Here is a 20,721-nt window from a genome sequence, read left to right as displayed (position 1 = left end):
CCTCGAGTGCTACAGACTAACCGCTGAGCACTCAGAAAAGCGTATTGACATCAACAAGAAATACGATGAAATCGTGAGCGCGTTAGCACAGGCCATTGAAAAGAGCCGGAGCGGAGACTACACGTGATTCGGTTTCACGATCTGGTCGTTCACAACTTCGCTTTGTATCCAGAAGCGCACCTCCATTTCTCCACCGATCCCCAACACCCCCTGACCGTAATACGCGGTGAGAACGAATGCGGCAAGACGACGTTGATGCGCGCCTTCCTCTGGGTGCTCTACGGCGAACAGGGTCTTCCCGAGATTAAGGGTGTCCTTCACCCCATTCGGCCTGTCTGGGCTGACGACGAACCAGTACGCACCTCTGTGGAGCTTCGTTTTGAAGCTCGTAGTAGCAAAGGTTCCTCGAACTACAAACTCATTCGAAAGGCTACCACCTCCGCTCGCAACGGGAGGGTATCGTATTCCGATGAGGAGGTTAAGCTCTACTACCGAAACGTGGGTGACGGAAGTTGGGATACGGCGGATAGCCAAATGCTCGATGTCCTGATGAGAAGGTTCTTCCGTCCAGAGCTACGGGACTTTTTCTTCATCGACGCTGATAAAGCCGTGCAATTTGTCGGTGGACCAGAGGGCGCACACGATGACACCGTGATGCGCACTATGACGACTCAAGCAATCAATAATCTTCTGGGCCTAGACTCATTGCAACGCTCAATTGAGCGTCTTGAGCAGCGACAGAGCGGTTTCATTAGGCAAGCCGGTCGCGACTCAGGAAATACAGACCAGGTGGAGCTCGCCGCAAAGCTCGAGAAGCTTCAGCAGCAGAAGGAGCAAGCGAATCTCCAGCTCAAGTCCTTGCAGGAGCAGCACGCAGCAATCGAAAAGGAGTTGAACGAATATGAAGCAAAGCGCCAGAAGGATATCCTGCATATAACTGAAGCTTCGGGAATCAATGAGCAGATCAGTAAGGCGCAAGACCGCTTGAGGCTCGAACAGGAACGTCGAGCCAGCCTTATTGGCAGCCTGAGTTCCTTCGTGGATTGCGATTCTCGGCTTAACGCTTTTCTTATGCTCCCAGCTATTGAGTCGGTCATCGCCACATTGGAGCCGATGCAGAAGCAGGGATTGATTCCACCTACTGAACTCACGCTTCTCCCGCGGTTGGTCCGGGATGGTAAGTGCGTATGCGGCATCTCGTTCGATGAGCATCCCGAGCGAAAGAATGCGGTACAGAAGCGGCTGCGTGACTCAGAAGGGTACTTGGAAAGCGCTCAGTTTCTGGACGAAGTCCTTAACTCTGCTCAACGGTTAGGTAATCAAGCCCTCGGCAGAGGTGGCCGGCCTTGGACTGAGGATGTTGACGAATGTCTCAGCCTTCTCGGCGAGATTGATCGTGATATGAGTGACATCATATCCGAGCTAGATATCCTCAAAGCGAGGGCGAGCGAGACATTCCAAGGGCTCGATGCCGCTGCATTCGCAGAACGAGAGCGTCATTCGGCGGAGCTCCGCCGTCTTCAGTCGACAAGTGCGGAAAAGATGCTCTTCGCAGAGAACGTCGTCAAAGCAACCGCTACCGAACTCCGAAGTGTGAGTGAGAAACTCCGAGTTCTTCAGGCCGGGCAGAAACGATCCAAGGACCTCCGGGATAAGGCTGAGGTAAGCGAAGACCTTCAGATCATTCTCACCACCGCGCTGCATGCAGTCGAATCTGAACAGGTGAATGAGCTTTCTGAAGCCATGAACCGTATCTTCCGTGACGTGATCGGGGCAACAGCGGAGAGCAACTTCAGCGAAGTCGGCGTACAGGCCATACCAAGCATCATGGGTTCGAAGATGACGTATGAGCTCTTCGCTAAGGACGGTAAGAAGAATAAGCCTCTCGCTCTGGCCAACGGCGCATCCCGTCGCGCACTAGCCGTGTCGTTTGTTCTTGCACTTGCGGAGACAACGGTTAGTAGCGTGCCTTTCGTGGCAGATTCGCTTCTGCATGCATTTTCGGGCGGAGTTCTTCGACGTATGGTGAGCTATCTCGTTGATGGAAAGCGGGTGGGACAGCCAATCATCTTTGGCCACACACACGATCTGCTAGACGATGACATCCGTAAGGTTCTCAGTAACGCCGCAGGTCGTACGTATACGGTTACGAGTCAATCACATGTGGGCGGCGATGTTGTTAGGGCTGCGCCTAATCGGCAGAACGCGCGTCAAACTGTGGTCTGTGATTGTGGTATCAACGAGTACTGCGACATATGCGAGCATGTCACATATGCAGGAGACTCGCGCTTCGTTCGCCGCTCTGAACGATCGCGTATCGATTAAGGGGGCGAGCGATGCCTAGACTAGTCTTTACTTCCAGCCAACATAAGCTGCTGTTGCCTGAAGATGTACGAGACCGAATTGCTCCTTGGATTAAACAGCAATCGACATCGGCACATCGCTCCCAAGATCAGGTCGCGTTCCGTCGCCTCCTGGACTTCTGGTTTACATCTGTCGTCTGGGCTGTTCACTGTGGTCTCCAACCCGTCCCGAAGACCTCAGGAAAGCATTTTGTGAATCTCGGGCCGACTAGCAGTGACATTAAGCAGTTCGAGGAGTGGCGGGGAGATCTGTTAACTATCTTGGCGGTGCATGAGTTTGGTCATGATTCGCCGCATGTCACTGATGTACGCAAGGTGGTAGACCTTGCGAACAGGTACGCAGAGGTTGGTGCTCCCTTACTTTTTGAGCGACTCTCCGAACAGGAAGATCTGGCTGTCCCCAAGCTGTACCTTGCCGCCGAGATCATGTCCGAGGTAATAGCAGAGAATATAGATGAGTACTCTGATCGGACATATTGAGACACTTGATCTTGGTGGTCGGCTGAAGCTTGCGGCTGAGAGGTGACGTCGTGCTCGGCCTGTCAGTAGCTTGTCGCGGTAGCGGCGGATGTTGAAGTCCAGGGAGTCGAACTCCCCAGCGAGCCGTTGTCCGCTTCGAGGCAAGTCCACGGGTGCCAGCCAGGGGGCAGACTGGTCCTTGACCCGCTCGGCCTGGGCGGTGGACAGACAGCAGACTGTCAGGTCGTCGGCATTCTGATCAGGGTTAGGCTGCGTCGTTAGTAGGGGGTCCACGCGCTGGCGCGCAAGGTCGTGATCGCGTGCTTGATGTTTGTTGGTGAGGGTCAATCCGATGGAGGAGCCGGCACCCGGCGCGACAGCCGGGCCACCGGGCTGACCACTACGGCGAAATCAACCCCCAGCGGAACCGCTCAGCCGACCAAAGGAAGATCGCGAAAGATCGAGGCTAGGGGCACCGGGCCAACTGCCCTCCAAAGCTCCCATGTGCCAGTAGTCCATCCCGGGCTGCTGAGCGTCTTATGTCGAGAGCTTCCTCTACCATCTTGGACAGGTCACAATGAAAGGGCAAACAACCCCGCACGACAGGCCAGGCTCGCCCCACCCTCAGCCACCCCCCCGGTCCGTAGCAGCTGCCGCTAATGTCCGCTCTTGTAGTGATTTGCGAGGTATCCCCACAAAATGGCCGATGATCCCTTTGCGCGACTTGTCCTCCGCTATCGAGATGAAGATAGTCCGGGATTGTTCGTTGAATGGGGACTTCTACGTCTGCTTGACCGGCAAGGATGTCGACTTCTCGAAGAGGATCTTGCAGATATGGCAGGCCCGTGGGAAGTCCATGTAGCTACGGAGCGCTTGTGGGAGACTTTGCCGGAGCAGCCTGGACTCTACATGTTTGTCTGGCGTCCAGAATTCAAACTGAAGGTCGCGGACCATGCCCGCCCAGATTCCGTATCTCAAATCCTGTATATAGGCCAAGCTGGCGCGAATGACCAGGAATCAGGAAATACACTGCGCGCAAGATATAAAAGCTACCAGAAATACTTGAAAGTTGACCCAGAAAGGCTCTGGAAAAACGAAAACAGTTCATCCAGGGAGCGCCTGCTATCCCGCTACTTAACCCTTCGCCCACTCGAGTACTGGTGCGCTCCGGTTAGCGATCGGAGCAATATTGCACGACTTGAAGACCGGCTCATCAAACTTTTGAACCCCCCCGTCAACTCGAATCGTGGCCCAAGACTTCTCCCGCGTCCTGGCGTCCCTGCTTTCTCGCGATCAGCATAGCAACCAACCGGAAGGACAATCATGCCATCAAAGACATTCGTTCCCGCCTTCAAGGCACATGTCGGCGAGTGGGAGTACTACCTCTGCCTGATGAGCTATGCGCAGGTCGCTCGCGAGATTAACTTCGCCTACGAATTGGGTGGCAACAAAGATCTGGGGACAATGATTCAACGCGGCGTAGGTACACGCACAGCGGAGATTACCGAGTATCTTCTAACAAATCCCTCACGCTTTCTCGGATCTCTCATCGTTGCCGCCTGGGGCGGCCACCCCGAATATATCGGCCTCAGAATGGACGATAGCGTTGAAGAGCAGGGGATGCTTGTTGGGGTTGATAGAGAATTCGGTGTGCTGACGTTCGACGGTACGCATCAATTTTTCGCCCTGGACGGACAGCACCGCCTGCGAGCAATTAAGGATGCTGTCAAAAAGGACCCTTCACTGGGAAGTGAGGATATTGGTGTCGTCGTAGTCCCTCACTTTGACGACGACGCCGGCCGACGTAAGACTCGCAGGCTATTCACTAACATCAACCGCAATGCGGTAAAGACAAACGTTCAGGAGAATATAGCCCTCGACGAAGATGACGGCTTCGCTATTCTCACACGCCGCTTCCTAGACGATCACTCATTTCTCTCAAAAGATGGGGTAGTCCAGGTATTCAGCAAGCAGGGAAACGACGGAGAGCTAAAGCTTGCTCAACGCCAGGTTTCTCCCGGACAGTCCGTTTGGACGACAATCAGCGTGCTCTACGATATCCTCCGCGAACTAGGCTTCGACCTTGACGGCAGTATGCACAAGGTGTCGCAACGTGCGACCGACGAGATACTCGACGAGAGCTACGAGATTCTCTCTCTGAGAATCGATGATGTCCTCGACTCCTGCGGTGAGCTGCGAAACCAGTATTCTTCGTCTCCTCTACCCAAAGAGCTACGAGCTCCCAAAGGTAGAGAAAGTGATGGCCACCCGCTCATGAGGCCGGCAGTCCAAGTAGCAGTGGTAAAGGCTATTCGCCAAGTGGTCGAGCAGCAGCTCTTGACTTGGGAGGAAGCACTACAGCGACTTTCTAAGCTGGACTGGCAGATGAGCGCAGCCCCATTCTCTGCGGTCTGGCAAGAAACTCCTGAGGCCAAAGCAAGGGGAAGGATGGCCACAGGTAAGGACTACACAGACTTACTGCTTGAGCTTCTTCTCGTTCATATAGCCCCGAAGACGAAGGTACAGATCGAGAGAGCGCTTAAATCTTACAAAATTGTAAAGAATGCGCGATATCCCGTGAGCCCCGAGACTCTCGCTACAGGCTTGGTCACTCAACAGTAAGCTGACTCAGACATATGCAAGATCGAGGACAGCGGATCGGCTGCTATCTACGCCGATCCGCTGCGCTCCCCCGGGGACTTAGGCGGCATGGGCGATGTGGATCGACGTACTCGCTCGTCACTGATCAATACGCCTGACGCGGTCGGGCGGCGAGGAAGAGAACGCAGATAGTCGTCGGTCGACACGGCCACACGGTAATGCCGGCTGAGGTTGGGCAGTGACTGTTCTGGACAATCGGCCCCGCTACCTGAACGCGCGGCCAGACGAAGCCGCGCCCACGGACGAGGACACAGCTTCTTCGCGTCAGCGCAAACTAGGTTTAAAACGACGCCGGGAGCACTCGCGCGGTCGCCCGTCGTGAAGTCCTCAATCCTCTCCACCAAGGCGCCTGCCTCACGGGATGGGCAGGAACCCGACAAAAGGGTGCCTGTCGCCGCGCTGCGCCCCAGTCCGGTGGTCGAGCACGATCTTGAGGGATTACGACCGGATTTGTCGGACGCCCCCACTAGCCTTGTTTGTGCACCAGTTCACGATTGTTCGTACGTGGAGAGGAGGCCTTGTGGGGTTCTGGCACACCGGATACATGGAGTTCCATGAGCCCAGCGATGAGGATCATGACTGGACGCCGCCGCCGCCCAAGCCTCCGGAGTTCCCCTGTCCCGAATGTGGTCTGATCTTCTCGACCGAGCGGGATCGGCGCGCGCACCGGTTCGACGGGCACGCGACCAAACGGCCGACTCTCGTATTCAAGGGACGAGAGTGCGGGCGAACCCGCCTCATGGTCACCGCGTTCAGTACGCCTTCCGACTGGCGTGCTTCGGACGTCGCGTCGATCAGCGTCAACGGACGGCCCTCGACACCGGACCAGGCGGCCCACTTCCTTGCCAGCACGAAGAGCGGCGTGCAGACGGTCACGGTCCTCAACGGTCCCCTGGAGCGGACGTTTGAGTTCGACTTCTGCCTTGCCGAGGAGGAGGACCTTTGGTTGGTCGACCAAGCGCTCGACAAGCTCATCTCGAACCGCGAACTGAGCCGCCAGACGATCGACGCTTTCATCATGCGGGCAGGTCGAGGCGAGACTGCACGGCGTTACCGAGAAGGACTCGCGAGCTATCTGTACGGCGTCCTTCACCGCGAGGCGAGCCAAGACCACGCGGGACCGGCGGATGCGACCGGAGCGCCGCTGTACGAGCAGCGTTACAACAGCGCCGTCTCGGTCCTCGGCGCATTCGACCGTCCACCTGCCGAGGCGATCTGCGGTCTCGTCGCCCTTCATTACAACCAGTTCGATCTGGCGATGCGCAAGACGAACAGCCATCGTGTCTCTGACGTCGCGGCACGGTTCCGCTCAATGATCGAGGGAGCCCCCTTTGCCACGGCCAGCCTGATCGATCGGACGCACGGCAGTTTCGACGAGGCTCTCAGTGACTCGGTGACGGAGGAGCTGCTCAACGTCAGCGCAATGGCAGTTGACGGGTCTGAGCTCGAACCGCTTCACCACCTGCTCCCGGCGTTGAACGAGTTGCGACCGGCGGATCAGTTCAAGGTCCGCCTAGTTGCATCTGAAGCCCTGCTCGCTGCGGGTGACGTCGAGCAAGCAAGCAAGCACAGCGAGGCGCTCCGGCACTCCAGAGACACTGACGCGTGGTACACCGGATTCCGCGCTCGAATGCAAGAGGTAGGACATTGAACGAGGAAAATCAGCATGCCGCTGTCGCGCCGGCAGCACCCGCGGCCGAAACCCCGCCGTCAGCCGTCGAGTCAACGGAGGTGGCTGTCGAGCAGACTCAGCCGCCCACCCCGTCGGCTGAGGAGGGCAAGGGCGTGCAGCCCAAGAAGCGTGCTCCTCGCAAGCCCAAGCCGCAGGTGGACTCCGTCGAGGACTTGCTGAAGCTTGCCTATAAGTCCAACGCTCGGCTGCTTGAGTTCTCCAAGGAGTCGCTCAAGAAGCTCCCGATTACCGATGAGAGCATCACGGCTCAGGGCGCTCTCATCGCTTCTCTTTCGCCGACAGACCCGACCTTGGCGACCTCGTTCAGGCTACTTCAGTACGTGGCACGCCAGGGTGTCGATCTCAAACGCGCCGAGGATGGTGACCTTGCACGCGTGTTGCGTCGGCTGGTCGACCTCTCAATCGTGGCAATGTCCAACAACCCGGTGTTCCGGGTCTGGACGGATCAGTTGCTCGACCCCCGGCGGGAACCGCAGCTCTCGCCTCAGCATGTGCGAGATGAGGCCGGCAAGGTCGACGCGGAGAAGCTGGGCCTTGCGGCCGACCAGTTCAAGGCAGCGGACAGCGATCGCCTCGTCAAGAACGCCGTCGCCTCCTACGGCCTTCTTCGTGCAGTTCAGCGTGATTGGAACTTGGACCGGTACATCGACGAGTCGAACGACTCGTCGTGGAAGCACGAGGTTCCTGAAGCGGCCAGCCTGGAACGTGCAGTCGGCACGATCGGCTCCAGCTGTGACCTCGATGTGCTCGGGCTTGTGGCAGCCAACTACATCGCCCGGATCGCTCGCCTCGATCGTCAAATCGCCCAACTGGAGCGGGCGGTCGACGCCGCGGCAAACCGGGAGTCCAGGCTCAACGAGGAACTTCAGGCCGCAAGGGCCAGTGAGCAGGCGGCGACAGCCCGAGCCGAGGCATTCACGGCCGACATCGTCCGCCTCCAGAAGGAGCTCGCCGCGGAACGCGACAACCGCGTCGTCGACAAGAGTCACATGGCAGACGACTACGAGACCCTCCGGACGAGGATTATTCGACGGTTGAGCGGCGAGATCGACCTACTGACCGATGGACTCCACGCATTGCGAAACGGCGCCCCGAGCGTTGCCGAAGAGTTCCTGGACCGATCTCTCCTGGCACTTGCGCGTGAAGTGGAACAACTGAAGGACGCTGCTGGAGGACTCGCATGATTGTCGGGTTCGACTTTGGCACGACCAACAGCCTCATCTCCGTCGTCGTCGGCGACCGCGTCATCGACGTCATGGATGTCGAGACCGGTCGACCGCATCCGTCGATCGTTCGATACGAGGGCGAGCAAGTCGTCGTCGGACACGAAGCAAAAGACGCACTCGGAGCTGCCGGCATCGGCGTCCACGGAAACACCGTCAAGTCACCTAAGTTCCTGCTCGGCGAAGAAGCAGTGGCGGTCGGTGGGGTTGATAGGAGCCCGGTCGACATCGTCGCCGACGTCGTCCGCCACGTCCGGTCCGAATCATTGCGGAGCCCCCAACGGAACGTGCTCGGCGCTCTCGACAACGCCGTCGTCACGATCCCCGTCACAATGAACGGCGTACGCCGTGCGGCACTTCGAGAGGCCTTCGCCGGCGCGGGAATGAGCGTCGCCCAGTTCGTACACGAACCTCTGGCAGCCCTATACGGATTCATCCGTGGGTCCCGAGACCCCGAGGAGATGGCTCGACGCCTCGCGAGACGGAATGTGCTCGTCGTGGATTGGGGCGGCGGAACCCTGGACCTCACGTTGTGTCGCGTCGACGACTCCCAGATCCGGCAGTTGCGCAACGGCGGATCGGACCAGGTCGGCGGCGACGAGTTCGACAAAGTCATCCGCGACGAGGTCGTGAAGCGCTTCCGTGCTCGAGAAGACATCGGGGACGACGACTTGGCAATCCCGGAAGCCAAACTCCGACTCCTTCAAGACGCTGAACGTAACAAGATCGAACTGTCCGCTGACCGGGTGGACGTCACTTTCTACCGACCCAGCTACTTCCAGTCCGGTGCGACGTTGCAGTACCAGCTCATCCGACAGGAACTGGAAGAGATCACGAGGCCCCTCGTGATCGCGGGAATCAACGAGATCGAGTCTCTGCTCGATAGCCTCTCGATGGCACCGGGCCAGGTCGCACTCTGTGTCGTCGTCGGCGGTATGGCGGCGATGCCCGCCATCCGAAGCAGGCTCTACGAGATGTTCGGCCCGGATCGGGTCGAGGTTCCCGCCAACAGCGCGACACTGATCTCACAAGGCGCTGCCTGGATTGCCCACGACCGTCAGAGGCTGCGTCTTGCCAAACCCATCGAGTTGGAGCTGGCACGAGGCTCGCGGATGCCGTTGTTGACAGCCGGCACCGAGATGCCGCTGGGTGGCGAGGCGAAGCATGACCGGGTGCATCTCTTCTGTGCCGACCCGACCGACGGCATCGCCAAGTTCCCGATCGCGACTCCGACGGCTCTCTCAGCGCACCCCCAAGCCAGCGAGCGGCGAACCTCGTTGGGGATCGTTGCGATCAAGGTCGATCACACGGCACCTCCATTGCACGAACGACTTGAACTTGAGGTCGTTCTCGACGATGACCTGATCTTGTCGATCGAAGCGTCATCAAGTCAGGCGAACGATCGCGCGAAGGCGTCCTACTACGACCTTGAGTTCGGGCTAGGACTTCCAGACGGCGTTGTCGCCGGTGGTGATGGTGACCCAAAAGGAGAAGATGAAACCGACGCTGTCCCGGCGTCCGGACTCGTCGTACGCGCAAACGTGAGCCAGAGTCAGGACCAGGCCGCGGTGCCAGGCGACGTGCTCTACCTCCACAGGTCATCAGCGTTCGCGCGCCACGCGCGAGACGGTGCCACCCAAGCCCAACTGCTTGAACATCTGTACTACCAGCCCTGTGCCGTCTGTAAGCGCCCGTGGGGTGACCCGGAGTGCCGTTGCGGGACGGCCTGACATGGCCAGCGCGAAGACGGCCGTCAGAGTCCTGGACCGGGGCATGGAGGTCGAGGCTGCCATCCGCAGGCCAGTTCGCCTCACGCCGGACGGCTATGCGGGTGTCGCCTATGCCGGCTCGGTATACGCCCTGCACGTCGACGATGTCATTGACCTCAGCGGACCGAGTTGGGAGATCGCAGACTGCGATCGCTTCCTCTTCGCCGGTGCCGACATCCCCTATGCACCGACATCCGACGACGTTGATGACGTCATCAAGGGCTTCGACATCGACTGGTATCTCGAATCGAACCAGTACGGCCACTACGTCGTCTTCAACGCCCCAGAACGGGTCGCGAGCCGACTCGTTGATGCACTGGAAGCGGCAGACCTCAGTGTTCAGCGCTGGGACGTCAGCCATCGCCAAGCCGGCAACGGGAACTTCTACGACTGGTTCACTCGCCTTCGGTTCAAGGGCGGCAGGGACGAAGCATTGGCCCTCGTCGGTGCCGTCATCTCGCCCCCAGCAGTTGCTGAACCGGTAACGGCGCCGGTCGATCCGACAGCGGCGCGCCTCGCAGACGCGGAGGCCCGTGTTGAGGAACTCCTGGATCAGCTCTACGCGCTGAGTCGACGGGCCGAGGCTGCAAAACGAGAAGTCGCACACCTGCGGGGTGCGGTTGCGTCGGCGGAGGCCAATGAGCGCGGTCACCGAGAAGCCTTGGCGCTGGCAGAGCGCCGACGATCTGATCTTCAAAGTCAGCTCGCGACCCTCCGTGAGAGCGTGGGCAGCGGCCCTGACACTGCCGAGCTCGTTAGGAGCCGGGCTGACGCCGAGGAACTGCGCGAACTGGCACTGGCCGAGAACGCCACGCTCCTCGACCGCGCGAGTTCGTCGGAACTTGAAGCCGAGGAGCAGCGCAGCCGCGCCGACGATCTTGCCGATCAGGTCGAAGCGCTGGTCGACCGCGTTGCCGAACTCGAAGCACTTGAGACGGAGCGCCTTCGGGCTGCCACCGCGAACCGTCCGCGGCGCGGCGGCGTGGCTGAGTTCCTGCCGATCGCGTTCTCCCGGTTGGACTTCATCCTGGACGCGGTCGACGTCCTCGCGAACTTGGAGTCGCCGTCATCGACCATGCGTGCTCTCGCCGAGATTGACGCCGGGCAACTTGTCGGGAAGGACTTGGAAGGAATGCCTGGCTGGTTCGAGGTCACCAAGTTGGCGACCGGTATTGCCGGAAGCCAGCGACTTGGCCGCATCTACTACAAGCCGAACGGTGGACGCGTGCTCGTCAGCGTGCACATCAAGCAGGACGAGAAGCAGCAGAAGCGACACATCGACCGCTTGCGGGCAGTCTGAGCTATCGCCGGCGGAGCGCGGCCTCGACGTCGGTGCGATCCGACCGGAGCTGCACTGCTTCCTTGCATGCCGTCCAAGGCCGCAGATCGGTGACCAGTGGCGGAGCGCTGCGGAGCAGGATGAGGGCGGTGCCGAAGGGCAGGGTGCGGATCGTCTCGGGCGGCATCACTGGTACGCGGCGCGTGGAACGCTGGAGGGAGCGGGAGCCGTAGTCGCCAACGGAGATCGTGTCGGTGCGTTCGTCTCGTTCCCCGATGAGGGCGGAGAGGTCTTGGAGGTCGCGCGCTGAGGAGGTGCCGCCGAGGATGACCTAACTATCGATCGCGTCCTGGATCAGGGAGCGAGAGCGGGCCACATCGGTCTCGCGTATCTCCATGAAAGCCAGTCCACTCTGGTCTTTGGATGGGACGTCCAAGAGATTGGCGATTCGCAGGAAGTTGCAGTTCACCATGGGAAGGACCGCTGTCAAATTCCTGAAGGAGATGGTCTCCGATGGTGGCCGAAGCGGCGGATTGAGCAAGACGGCACAAAGGGTGCCCATACAACCCGGTACGTCTCGCCACTCACTGCGCATCAGGTCTCTCGTCGGAATCGTCGGCATTACGCGTTTTCCCAAGTTCGCCTGCTTCTGGGCCTTGGGCGGTTCCCGAACTGAGGCCCTCGTCCAGGAAGTTGTCCACCTCAACTACAGCTTCGTCGGTGTGCCCTGAGTCGCGCATCCATGTCTTCGGATCGATGCCGTACTTCTCCGAGAGAAACCGAAGTCGATATACCGCTTTTGCTCGCCTGAACGTGCGATCGGTCATCTCAGCGCTGAGAACCGCATTGAAACCGACGCCCGCAAGAGGAACGACTTCGGCCAGTTTCTGCTTTGTGAGCTTGAACCCGAGAGCCTTGTATACGGCATCGATCACGGACACGAGCGTGTGCTCTTTGAGCTGTGCCCACGTGGCATGCCGCATCATTTTCTGTGTCAACCGCGACAGCGAGGCCATGGCTGTGGTCTTTCCGCCCAACGACGACGCTGTGCCTAGTGATAGGACACCGAGCGCAAAGAGTTCTTCCTCAGGAAGAGTCACGTCGTATCCGTATCTCGCCGCGACCACACCGATGCTCCGCCCCATCAATGCCAACGAGGCAATAACGTCCGTGGCAAGTGCCGCGACGGCAACCCCTGCCGTTACACCCCCGCTGACAGTTGAGGAAACCTCGGCCCCTGTAACCGCCAGCGCAGTTGATCCGCCCTGCACGGCAGCCACGACCGTATAGCCGAACCTGGGCGGGAGCATCTTGTCGCAGGCTTCAAGGTCGAGCTTGCGAACATCCTCAAGCCTCGTCACGCCAGGGTGACGACTCGCGAACTGCTGCACGACCCTGGATGCACGGACGCTGGCGAGGGCTGGTTGAAATGTGAGGGCCAACGCTCCGTCGAACGCCCGCTCAAGAAGAGCATCGAATCTATCGGTACCGGGAAGGGCCGTGTATCCGCGGCTGATCGCTGTTCCGGCTTTGCGTGCGGCGTCTCGAACCCAAGCCGGCAGCTTCCTGCCATCGGGTCGGTAGATCTCGTTAATACAGTGGTCCCACGCCGCACGGTCGTAAGGCGACATGCCCTCAATACCCATCTAGCCTCCTCGAAACTGGACCACGCAAGATCGGCTCGCCCCACGGATCATCCAACGACGTGCGCCAGCGGCCGGCGGCTGGGCGTCGCGCCGTCCGCGCGAAGGGCCGCGCGGGATCATGAAGATGTGTCGTCAACGTGGGCCCGCGCGGCCTTCTCCCATTCTGCCTTCATCGGGATCACCCGCAAACACCTGAGGCTTCCGTATTAGCCTCTGTGGATCACTTGTCAAATCCAGGCGGCTGGCATCAAGGCTGCCATGTCAAGGCTGCCAGGTTTGCCGAATTGCGCTCATAAGGATCAAGGCGACGGCGCTCCGCGCCGCCGCACGGCCCGCCGCCCGCCCGCCGTCCGGGCGTGCGGCGTGGGCGCCGGTCCCGAACGGCGGCGGGACTCAGGGCCGCCCGCCGTACAGAGTGCCCGCCGAACCAAGCCGTCCCGCCGACCAGGGGCGCCGTCGCCGTACCTTTGCAGCACGACGATCGCCATACTGTGGTCGGCCACCGACCGGGTTGGGGCGATCGAAGGTCCGGGACTGCATTCTCGGCCACGGCCCACCGGACATCCTGGCTGAGCGGGCCACTGGAGTGACGGTTGTATGGCAACGTGATCGTTCAGTTGTTCGTCCTATCTTCGGCGTGCGAATCTTCGGTCACTGAGAGAGGCGAGAGCATGAGCGGCGGCCGGTGGCAGGAACGCCGTGTGCTGATCATCGTTGTTGCTTTGGCCGCACTTGGGACGGCGACAGCGGTGCTCACGGCTTTCAAGGTGACCAATCCATGGGCTATCGGCGCAGCCGCGGTGGGTGTCCCCGTTGTGACGGTGCTCTCTGGGTTCGTCCAGGACCGGTACAAAAAGGTGGCTGCCCGCCGCGAGGAGAGTGTCCTGAAGCTCCAAGACGGCTGCTTGGTGTTGCCAAATGGACGCCTGCCCAAGGTGAGCGAGATCAATGATCCCATCCGACTGGGGGTGCACCCAGCTATCGTGCTCACCCCCGCCACGGACAAGCAGCAGCCCGTGTACGTGCCCCGTGACATCGACGTGCAGTTGCGTGAACACCTCACAGCCAGTGGGTTCGTACTGTTGGTTGGAGACTCAACTGCAGGTAAGTCCCGTACCGCCTTCGAGGCTATGCGAGCCGCCCTGCCACAGCATTTGCTGATAGCCCCACACGACCGCACCGCGCTCCCCGCGGCCATAGAGCAGGCCGCCCGCGCCCGTAGAGCCGTGCTGTGGTTGTCGGATCTGGAGCATTACCTCGGAACCGGTGGGTTGACCCGGGAGCACGTTGCACGTCTGACGAGCGGCAAGGGCCAAAGGGTCATCCTGGCCACCTTGCGCAGTGCCGAGCAGGCTCGCCTGACCAGCCAACTTGCGGACTCGGACCAAGCCGCGCGGTCAGCTGGACGCGAGGTGCAAGAGACGTTGGAGCAGGCTCATACGATTCGACTGGCCCGCAGGTTCAGCTCCGGCGAACTAGAACGGACCCAAGATCTCATCTCGGATGCCCGCATCGCTTTTGCCGTGCAGCAGGCAGGAGAGTACGGGATTGCTGAATATCTTGCCTCGGGCCCCGAACTGCAACGCGACTTCGATAACGCCTGGGACGTGGGTGTCAACCCGCGTGGGGCCGCTCTGGTCGCTGCCGCCATCGACTGCCGCCGCGCGGGATTTACTACGCCGGCCCCTCGCCGACTGATCGAGGAACTCCACACCACGTACCTCAACGCCAAAGGCGGCCACCGTTTGCGGCCGGAATCCATGGAGGAGGCGTGGGCCTGGGCGACGCGACCTCGGCGCGCTACCACCGCTTTGCTGTCACCCGTACAGGCCGGTGACAGTGATCTTGTTGTCGTCTTTGACTACCTCGTTGACCTTCTACAGCTGTCTGAAGGCCCCCTTGCCCACGTTGACGAAAGGGTGATCCTCGCCGCTCTCAATCACGTCCAGCTTGCCGAAGACGCTGATCAAATCGCATCCATCGTCGATCGGCAGGGCCGCTATCACCTCGCCGAATTGGCTTGGGGCGCCAGTACTACCCTTCGCCGGGAAACGCTGGGCGATGAACACGCCGACACGTTGGCGAGCAGAAATAATCTCGCGAGGGTGTTCAAGGAATTGGGCAGGTTGCAGGAGGCTGAGGCGGAGCATCGGGCGGTCTTAGAGGTCAGCCGCCGGCTTCTGGGCGACGAGCACTCGACGACGTTGGCCACCCGAGGCAGCTGGGCGAATGTGTTAAGGCAGCTAGGTAGATTGCAGGACGCTGAGGCGGAGCATCGGGCAGTGCTAGAGGTCAGCCGCCGGCTTCTGAGCGACGAGCATTTCAACACGTTGGCCACGAGAAACAACCTGGCGAATGTGTTAAGACAGTTGGGCAGGTTTAAGGAAGCTGAAGCCGAGCATCGGGCAGTGCTAGAGATCCGCCACCGGCTCCTTGGTGCGGAGCATCGCGACACGTTGTCCAGCATGAACAATCTCGGACTCTCGTTAGAGGAGTTGGGTAGGTTCGAGGAGGCCGAAGCCGTTCATGGGACCGCGCTGGAAATGCGGCGCAAGGTGCTGGGTGACAAGCATCCCGACACGTTGTCCAGCCTAAACAATCTGGTGAATGTGCTTTGGAGCCTTGGACGATTGGAGAACCCCGAAGCGGATTACGCCGCCCTGTGCGAACTCTTTCGCCAGGAGTTGGGCGAAGAACACCCCCACACGTTAACTACATGGGGCAACTTCGCGGGCGTGCTAGGCGAGTTGGGGAAGTTGCAGGAGGCTGAGGCTGAGTGTCGAGCCCTGCTCGAGGTCCGCAGCAGGGTGCTGGGTGAAGAGCACCCGCACACGTTGGGCACTAGGAGGAACTTGGCGCACGTGTTGAGGAAGTTGGGAAGGTTGCAGGAGGCTGAGGCTGAGCATCTAGAAGCGCTAAAGGTCTTTCGCCGAGTGCTTGGTGAGGAGCACCCCCACACGTTGAAAAGTAAGCAAGATCTGGCGGCCGTTAGCGAGGAACTAGATCGGTTACGTGAGGGACCTGGGCACGCATCCTAGGGCGCGGCCACTCCTTTCATGATCAGCATGTCTCCAGCAGTAGCCCGCTCCACCTGAAGCTCTGCACTGTATGACCTGGCTGCGGTCTCGCCGCCAGGTTCGATCAGGCTTATTCTCTCGAAGTTTGGCCGACACTAGGCCAGAGTATTGTCATGGATGATACCCCCCGTGACCTCTACGCGGCTATAGGTCGCGTAGCTGCCGAAAGCGTGAATATTGAGGCAACTCTTCGCTGGATATTTCGAGAGTACGTTCGCGCCGAGAATGATTACCCGGCAGGGGAAAACCTTAACGTCCTATTTGAAAGACAAAGTTGGGATTGGCTTATTGAGAACTTGCGTGCTGTCCTCAAAGCGAGGAGCGAGTATGATGCTCACGACTTCGGCGAATACGACGATCTGTTGCGGGTGCTCGGGTCTCTTTCCGACCTTTGGAGTAGGCGAAATCTAGTGATACACGGCGTGTGGCAAGTGTGCGACCCAGAGGAGGGGTGCCGTCTGTGGGCGTCGCCGCCCGCTCAGAATGACGAGTCTCCTGTTTACCACTTCTTTCGAAGTCGACTGCGACACTTCGATAACTCTGAAACCCACTTGACTATCAGCGATATTGAGCGGCTCGCCGATGAGTTGAAGCGAGCCGACTCACTGCTTGCGTCCACGTGGGAATCGTCACTAGAAGCTCATCTTCTTTTTCAACAACAGATGTCGGAGGCGATCATCGCGGCTCAGGCCAAGATGGCGACATCCGAGGGGGACTCTCGCACCCAAGAATGATCGGCGAGGTCGCTATGCCGTTGTGACAGTGCTCCGGTGATGAGTACGGGTGGGCTATCGCTGATCCGAGTTGCTTTCCCTAGCCGGCCACGAGGCTCCGAGGCACTATTGGTTCAGCACGTGCCCGATCTCCCAGGCCCCGACTCGAAGGCCCACGTCCCGTGAACGGGATGTGGCCCTGTTTGACGCCGTTCAGATACTGCCCTCACGATCGCCCTGCGGTGGTTGGGCGCCGTGCGGGGTTGGGGGCGATCGACGGGCGGGGCCTCGTTCCTCGGCCCGGCCCACCGGGTGACGGGGCTGGGCGCCGTTGCGGGATATGCGCGGGATGGCGCTGGCCGCCAGCCGGTTCCCGAAAGGTTGCGGTGCAGGTCGGAGGGGTGATGGGGGTGGTGGTCGCCGGTCGTCTTCTAATCCGACGGTCGCAGGTTCGAATCCTGCAGGGCCCGCGATCACAAGCTGCGGAAACCCCCGCCTGACCTGCACTAACGCGGTCACACGGGGGTTTCTCATGTCCGGCTGTCCACGGCTGCCACCGAGCGTTTGCGGTTAATCCTCCCAATGCCTTCCCACGGGATCGGGCTCGGTCATCACTCCCCCAGGGCGTCGGAGATCCGACGCTTGGCCGCTTCGTCCTGCCCAACGATGCACTTGGCGTAAATCCGTAGGAGGACTTCCGTGCTGTGGCCAGCCCACTCGGCGACCTGGGTAGCGGGCACCCCGGCATTGAGCCAGGTGGACACGCAGGCGTGCCGGAGGTCGTAGACCCGTCTGGCCAGTGGCGAGGCGTACTCCTGATCGGTGAAGGCCGTCTTGCGCGCCTTCTGCCAGGCGCGGCGGTAGGTGATGCTGGGCAGCTCCCCGCCCTGCTCTCCCTAGAACAGCCGTCCGTCTGGACCCTTGCCGTACTTGGCGGCGAGGTGAGCCCGGAGAATCCTGGTCAGCGGGGGCGGACAGGGCACGGTCCGTGTGTGCCCGTCCGGGCGGTGCTTGAGCGCGCGTTTGCGTCTTGATCCACACGAGTCCGTCCTCGTAGGTACTGAACTCTTGCAGGTGCTGTCCCTGTGCATCGAAGACGTGCCACCTGAAGGGGCGTTGCCTCCCGGCCCTGTAAGGTCGTACGCCTCGTCAGCCGAGCGATACCACGCTCTTCGGAGGACGGGAGGGAGAGGCATAGGCGTACTCGTGGGTGATCGACATGCCCGGATCGTAGGGGTCGGCTCGACAAGGGACAATGCCGCGTCTGGCCTCATACTGCTAGCCCTCCGACCCCGTTCAGGAGGGCGGAGAGGGCGGTGCGATCGTTGACGCCGGTCTTGTCGTAGACGGCGTACAGCGTGTTGGCCACGGTGCGGACGGAAACGACGAGCCGCTCGGCGATCTCGCGGTTCGTCAGCCCCTGGGCGGCCAGCACGGCGATCTCGCGCTGCCTCGGCGTCAGACGGGGGACGTCGAGGTCCATCAGCGCGAGCGTACGGGCACCCGGGCAGCGCTGGGAGAGCCGCCAGGCCCGCGTCTCCGCCGCCCGTGTGCCGCGCCACCGCCCGGACTCGCGATGGCGGGCGGCTGCCTGCGCCGCCGCCTCGGCCGCGTACAGCAGCAGGCCGAGCCGTTCGAAGCCTTCCGAGACCGCGTCGAGCTCCGCGCCGTCGCGGGCGGCGGCATGCCGCGCGAAAAGGGTGACCAACGGACTCTCCACGTCGAGTGCGGCGAGCCGTGCGGACACGAGGTCGGGACGGCCCAGCCGCACGACGTCGTGCAGCGCGAACGGCACGTCGCAAGGCAACGCGCTCTCGGCGGCCTCCAGGCAGATCTCGACGGCCCCGGCGATGTCGCCGCGCCCGGCCCGGGTCCATGCCTTGGCGAAGCGGAGGGGCAGGACGACGTACGGGCCGATCGGCATACCCGTGGCCTCCGCGCGCGCCAGGGCCTCCTCGGCCGCGGCGACGTCACCGAGCAGCGCGTACGCGTGCGCGAGCTCGCCCAGGCAGGCTCCGGCCAGCACGCTGCGGGTGGGCAGCCGCACGACGGTGTCGCGGGCCCAGTCGAGGGCGTCGGTGAGCCGGCCGCGCAGCCGCAGTACGCGGGCCTTCGCCGCGCCGAACTCCAGGATCGCCCGCGTCCAGCTGCCGAACTGGCCCCCCAGGCCGTATCCCTCATCGGCGAGTCGCTCGGCGGCGTCCAGATCGCCGAGCAGCAGCGCGGCGTTCGCGGCATGCCCGGTCAGAGCGGCGGACAGGCTGCGCATGGCGTCGGGCTCCTTCGCGAGCCGGGCGCCGGCCTCCTTCACGCGGGCCAGGCATTCGGCGGGCCGGCCCCGCGCCAGTAGGACGGCCGCCTCGGCCCCGGCGATCATGCGTTCGCCGTGTGGGCTGAGCGGGCCCATGTCCCGCGTCCGCGCCAGCAGGTCCTCGGCGGCGGCGATGTCGCCGGTGAGGGTGGCCAGGACGGCCCGCATGATGAAGGTGCCCTGCCGGCCGTCGACACCGCGGGCCAGCCGGGTGGTCTCTTCCAGGACGGCTCGTGCCCGCGGAACGTCTCCGAGCCCGACGGTCAGGTTCAGCGCGCGCTGCACGCCGAGGTCGATCCGGGCCGTCTCGCTCATCTCCACTGCCCAGGCGGTGGCGTACATCTCCTCTGCCTCGGCGTGCCGGTCGGTGTAGAACAGCACGGTGCCGAGCGCGGCCAGCGCGGGCGTTCCGCCGCCTGCGGCCACGGCCGCGCGTCCGAGCCGTACGGCCAGCTCCAGGTCGCGGATGACCCTGGCGCGCTCGCACCCGGCCAGCAGCAGCCCGGGATCGCCGGTCATGCCGCCGTCCAGCCGCCAGACCGCCACCCTGAGCACGTCCTCGCGCCGTCGTAACCCGGCCTCGGTGACCGCCTGAGCCAGCCGGCGCGTCATCGTGCGGGCGCGCAGCATGCCGCAACCGTCCCTGATGACCTCGCCGTACAGGGGGTGCGCGAGCCGTACCTGGAGCCGCTGGCCGTCCCGCTGCACGGTGACGAGCTGCCGGTCCTCCAGGTGCTGGACGGCGTCGAGGGACCCGAGGACGGCCAGCAGGTCGGCGCCGAGCGGCTCGCCGTAGGCCAGGAGCTCCAGCGTCTCCCGCTCACGCGCGGTCAGCTCGCCGATGCGGGCGGCGATGGTCTCGCGCAGCGTGGGCGTGATCGTCAGCGGTCCACGCCAGCGCCACACGTCCCCGTCCTCGGTGAGGATCCCGGACAGTACCAGCTCGTGCAGGTAGAGCGCGTTGCCCTGGCTGGCGCGCCACAGCCTGGCCACGGTCGCGGCCTCCACCCGGCCGCCCATGGCGGCCTCCAGGACGGCCGCGGTCTCCTCCAGGGAGAACGGCTCCAGCTCCAGTCGCGGCACCAGGTCGTCCTTCCACAGTGCGAGCACCGCGTCCGGCGCTGGTGTCCGGCTGCGGAGCGTCGCGATCACACGGGTGCCGCCCCGCGTCACGAGGTGGTGGACGAGCGCGGCCGAGACCGGGTCGAGCAGGTGGGCGTCGTCCACCACCAGCACCGGCGCGCGCAGCGCGGCGGCAGCCCAGCCCAGCGGGTTGCCGGTGGGCGGTATGGCAGGCAGCAGCGGGGCGAAGGCGCCGAGCGGGAGCTCCCCTGCGGACGCGGTGGCCCGCGCCCAGGCGACCCGGTCGAGATCGTGTACGGCCTGCGCCACCAGGCGGCTCTTGCCCGTCCCCGGCGGGCCGGCGACGACCACACCTCGGTTGGCGGACCTGATCGCCGCCAGCTGCGCTGTACGCCCAATGAACGGCCAGGAGGCTGCCACGGCGAAAGCGTATTTGAGTAGGCC

The 20,721-nt window shown here is 62.0% G+C and carries 12 protein-coding genes; 9 read left to right on the top strand and 3 right to left on the bottom strand.

Annotated features, from left to right (window positions below):
- Positions 1–123: 123 nt before the first annotated feature.
- The 7 genes from MYF83_RS14885 to MYF83_RS14855 all read left to right on the top strand — a co-directional run bounded on the left by MYF83_RS14885 (position 124) and on the right by MYF83_RS14855 (position 11,468).
- Entirely contained in the window at positions 124–2,325 is a 2,202-nt protein-coding gene (locus MYF83_RS14885) for an AAA family ATPase (protein ID WP_248960908.1), read from the top strand.
- 230 nt (positions 2,326–2,555) lie between these two features.
- Entirely contained in the window at positions 2,556–2,843 is a 288-nt protein-coding gene (locus MYF83_RS14880) for a hypothetical protein (protein WP_248960907.1), read from the top strand.
- Between the two features lie 1,302 nt (positions 2,844–4,145).
- Entirely contained in the window at positions 4,146–5,444 is a 1,299-nt protein-coding gene (locus MYF83_RS14875) for a DNA sulfur modification protein DndB (RefSeq protein ID WP_248960906.1), read from the top strand.
- Positions 5,445–6,003: 559 nt separating this feature from the next.
- Complete coding sequence (locus MYF83_RS14870) at positions 6,004–7,134, top strand: hypothetical protein (protein WP_248960905.1); 1,131 nt, start codon at positions 6,004–6,006, stop codon at positions 7,132–7,134.
- Positions 7,131–8,360 (top strand): hypothetical protein, encoded by a 1,230-nt coding sequence (locus MYF83_RS14865; protein ID WP_248960903.1) that lies wholly within the window; start codon positions 7,131–7,133, stop codon positions 8,358–8,360. Before MYF83_RS14870 ends, MYF83_RS14865 begins: the two co-directional genes overlap by 4 nt.
- On the top strand, positions 8,357–10,129 hold the full coding sequence (locus MYF83_RS14860) for an Hsp70 family protein (RefSeq protein ID WP_248960902.1): 1,773 nt from the start codon (positions 8,357–8,359) through the stop codon (positions 10,127–10,129). The genes MYF83_RS14865 and MYF83_RS14860 overlap by 4 nt, the downstream gene beginning before the upstream one ends.
- Before the next feature lies 1 nt (position 10,130).
- Complete coding sequence (locus MYF83_RS14855; RefSeq protein ID WP_248960899.1) at positions 10,131–11,468, top strand: hypothetical protein; 1,338 nt, start codon at positions 10,131–10,133, stop codon at positions 11,466–11,468.
- Between the two features lies 1 nt (position 11,469).
- Here MYF83_RS14855 and MYF83_RS42700 read toward each other — a convergent pair whose 3' ends face one another.
- Both MYF83_RS42700 and MYF83_RS14850 read right to left on the bottom strand, forming a co-directional pair.
- A complete protein-coding gene (locus MYF83_RS42700) occupies positions 11,470–11,775 on the bottom strand; it encodes a TraM recognition domain-containing protein (RefSeq protein ID WP_308201454.1) in 306 nt (101 codons plus the stop codon).
- 256 nt (positions 11,776–12,031) lie between these two features.
- Positions 12,032–13,093 (bottom strand): EcsC family protein, encoded by a 1,062-nt coding sequence (locus MYF83_RS14850; RefSeq protein WP_248960897.1) that lies wholly within the window; start codon positions 13,091–13,093, stop codon positions 12,032–12,034.
- A 701-nt stretch (positions 13,094–13,794) separates the two neighbouring features.
- Here MYF83_RS14850 and MYF83_RS14845 point away from each other — a divergent pair.
- Together MYF83_RS14845 and MYF83_RS14840 are read left to right on the top strand one after the other, a co-directional pair.
- Positions 13,795–16,131 (top strand): tetratricopeptide repeat protein, encoded by a 2,337-nt coding sequence (locus MYF83_RS14845; protein ID WP_248960896.1) that lies wholly within the window; start codon positions 13,795–13,797, stop codon positions 16,129–16,131.
- Positions 16,132–16,283: 152 nt separating this feature from the next.
- A complete protein-coding gene (locus MYF83_RS14840) occupies positions 16,284–16,904 on the top strand; it encodes a hypothetical protein (protein WP_248960895.1) in 621 nt (206 codons plus the stop codon).
- A 1,249-nt stretch (positions 16,905–18,153) separates the two neighbouring features.
- Here the strand turns inward: MYF83_RS14840 and MYF83_RS43745 are convergent.
- The gene (locus MYF83_RS43745) at positions 18,154–20,697 is read right to left on the bottom strand and encodes a LuxR family transcriptional regulator (protein WP_248960894.1); all 2,544 of its coding nucleotides are present in this window, start codon (positions 20,695–20,697) and stop codon (positions 18,154–18,156) included.
- Between the last annotated feature and the right edge of the window lie 24 nt (positions 20,698–20,721).

This window comes from Sphaerisporangium perillae, from assembly GCF_023276435.1.
Classification (GTDB): domain Bacteria; phylum Actinomycetota; class Actinomycetes; order Streptosporangiales; family Streptosporangiaceae; genus Sphaerisporangium; species Sphaerisporangium perillae.
Note: the sequence above shows the minus strand (reverse complement) of the source record. Positions and strands in the feature narration are given on the sequence as shown.

Excerpts from the sequence above, each read along its gene's own strand:
- MYF83_RS14875 (WP_248960906.1), top strand. The coding sequence starts at position 4,146 with ATGCCATCAAAGACATTCGTTCCCGCCTTCAAGGCACATGTCGGCGAG.
- MYF83_RS14860 (WP_248960902.1), top strand. The coding sequence starts at position 8,357 with ATGATTGTCGGGTTCGACTTTGGCACGACCAACAGCCTCATCTCCGTC.
- MYF83_RS14855 (WP_248960899.1), top strand. The coding sequence starts at position 10,131 with ATGGCCAGCGCGAAGACGGCCGTCAGAGTCCTGGACCGGGGCATGGAG.
- MYF83_RS14850 (WP_248960897.1), bottom strand. The coding sequence starts at position 13,093 with ATGGGTATTGAGGGCATGTCGCCTTACGACCGTGCGGCGTGGGACCAC.
- MYF83_RS14840 (WP_248960895.1), top strand. The coding sequence starts at position 16,284 with ATGGATGATACCCCCCGTGACCTCTACGCGGCTATAGGTCGCGTAGCT.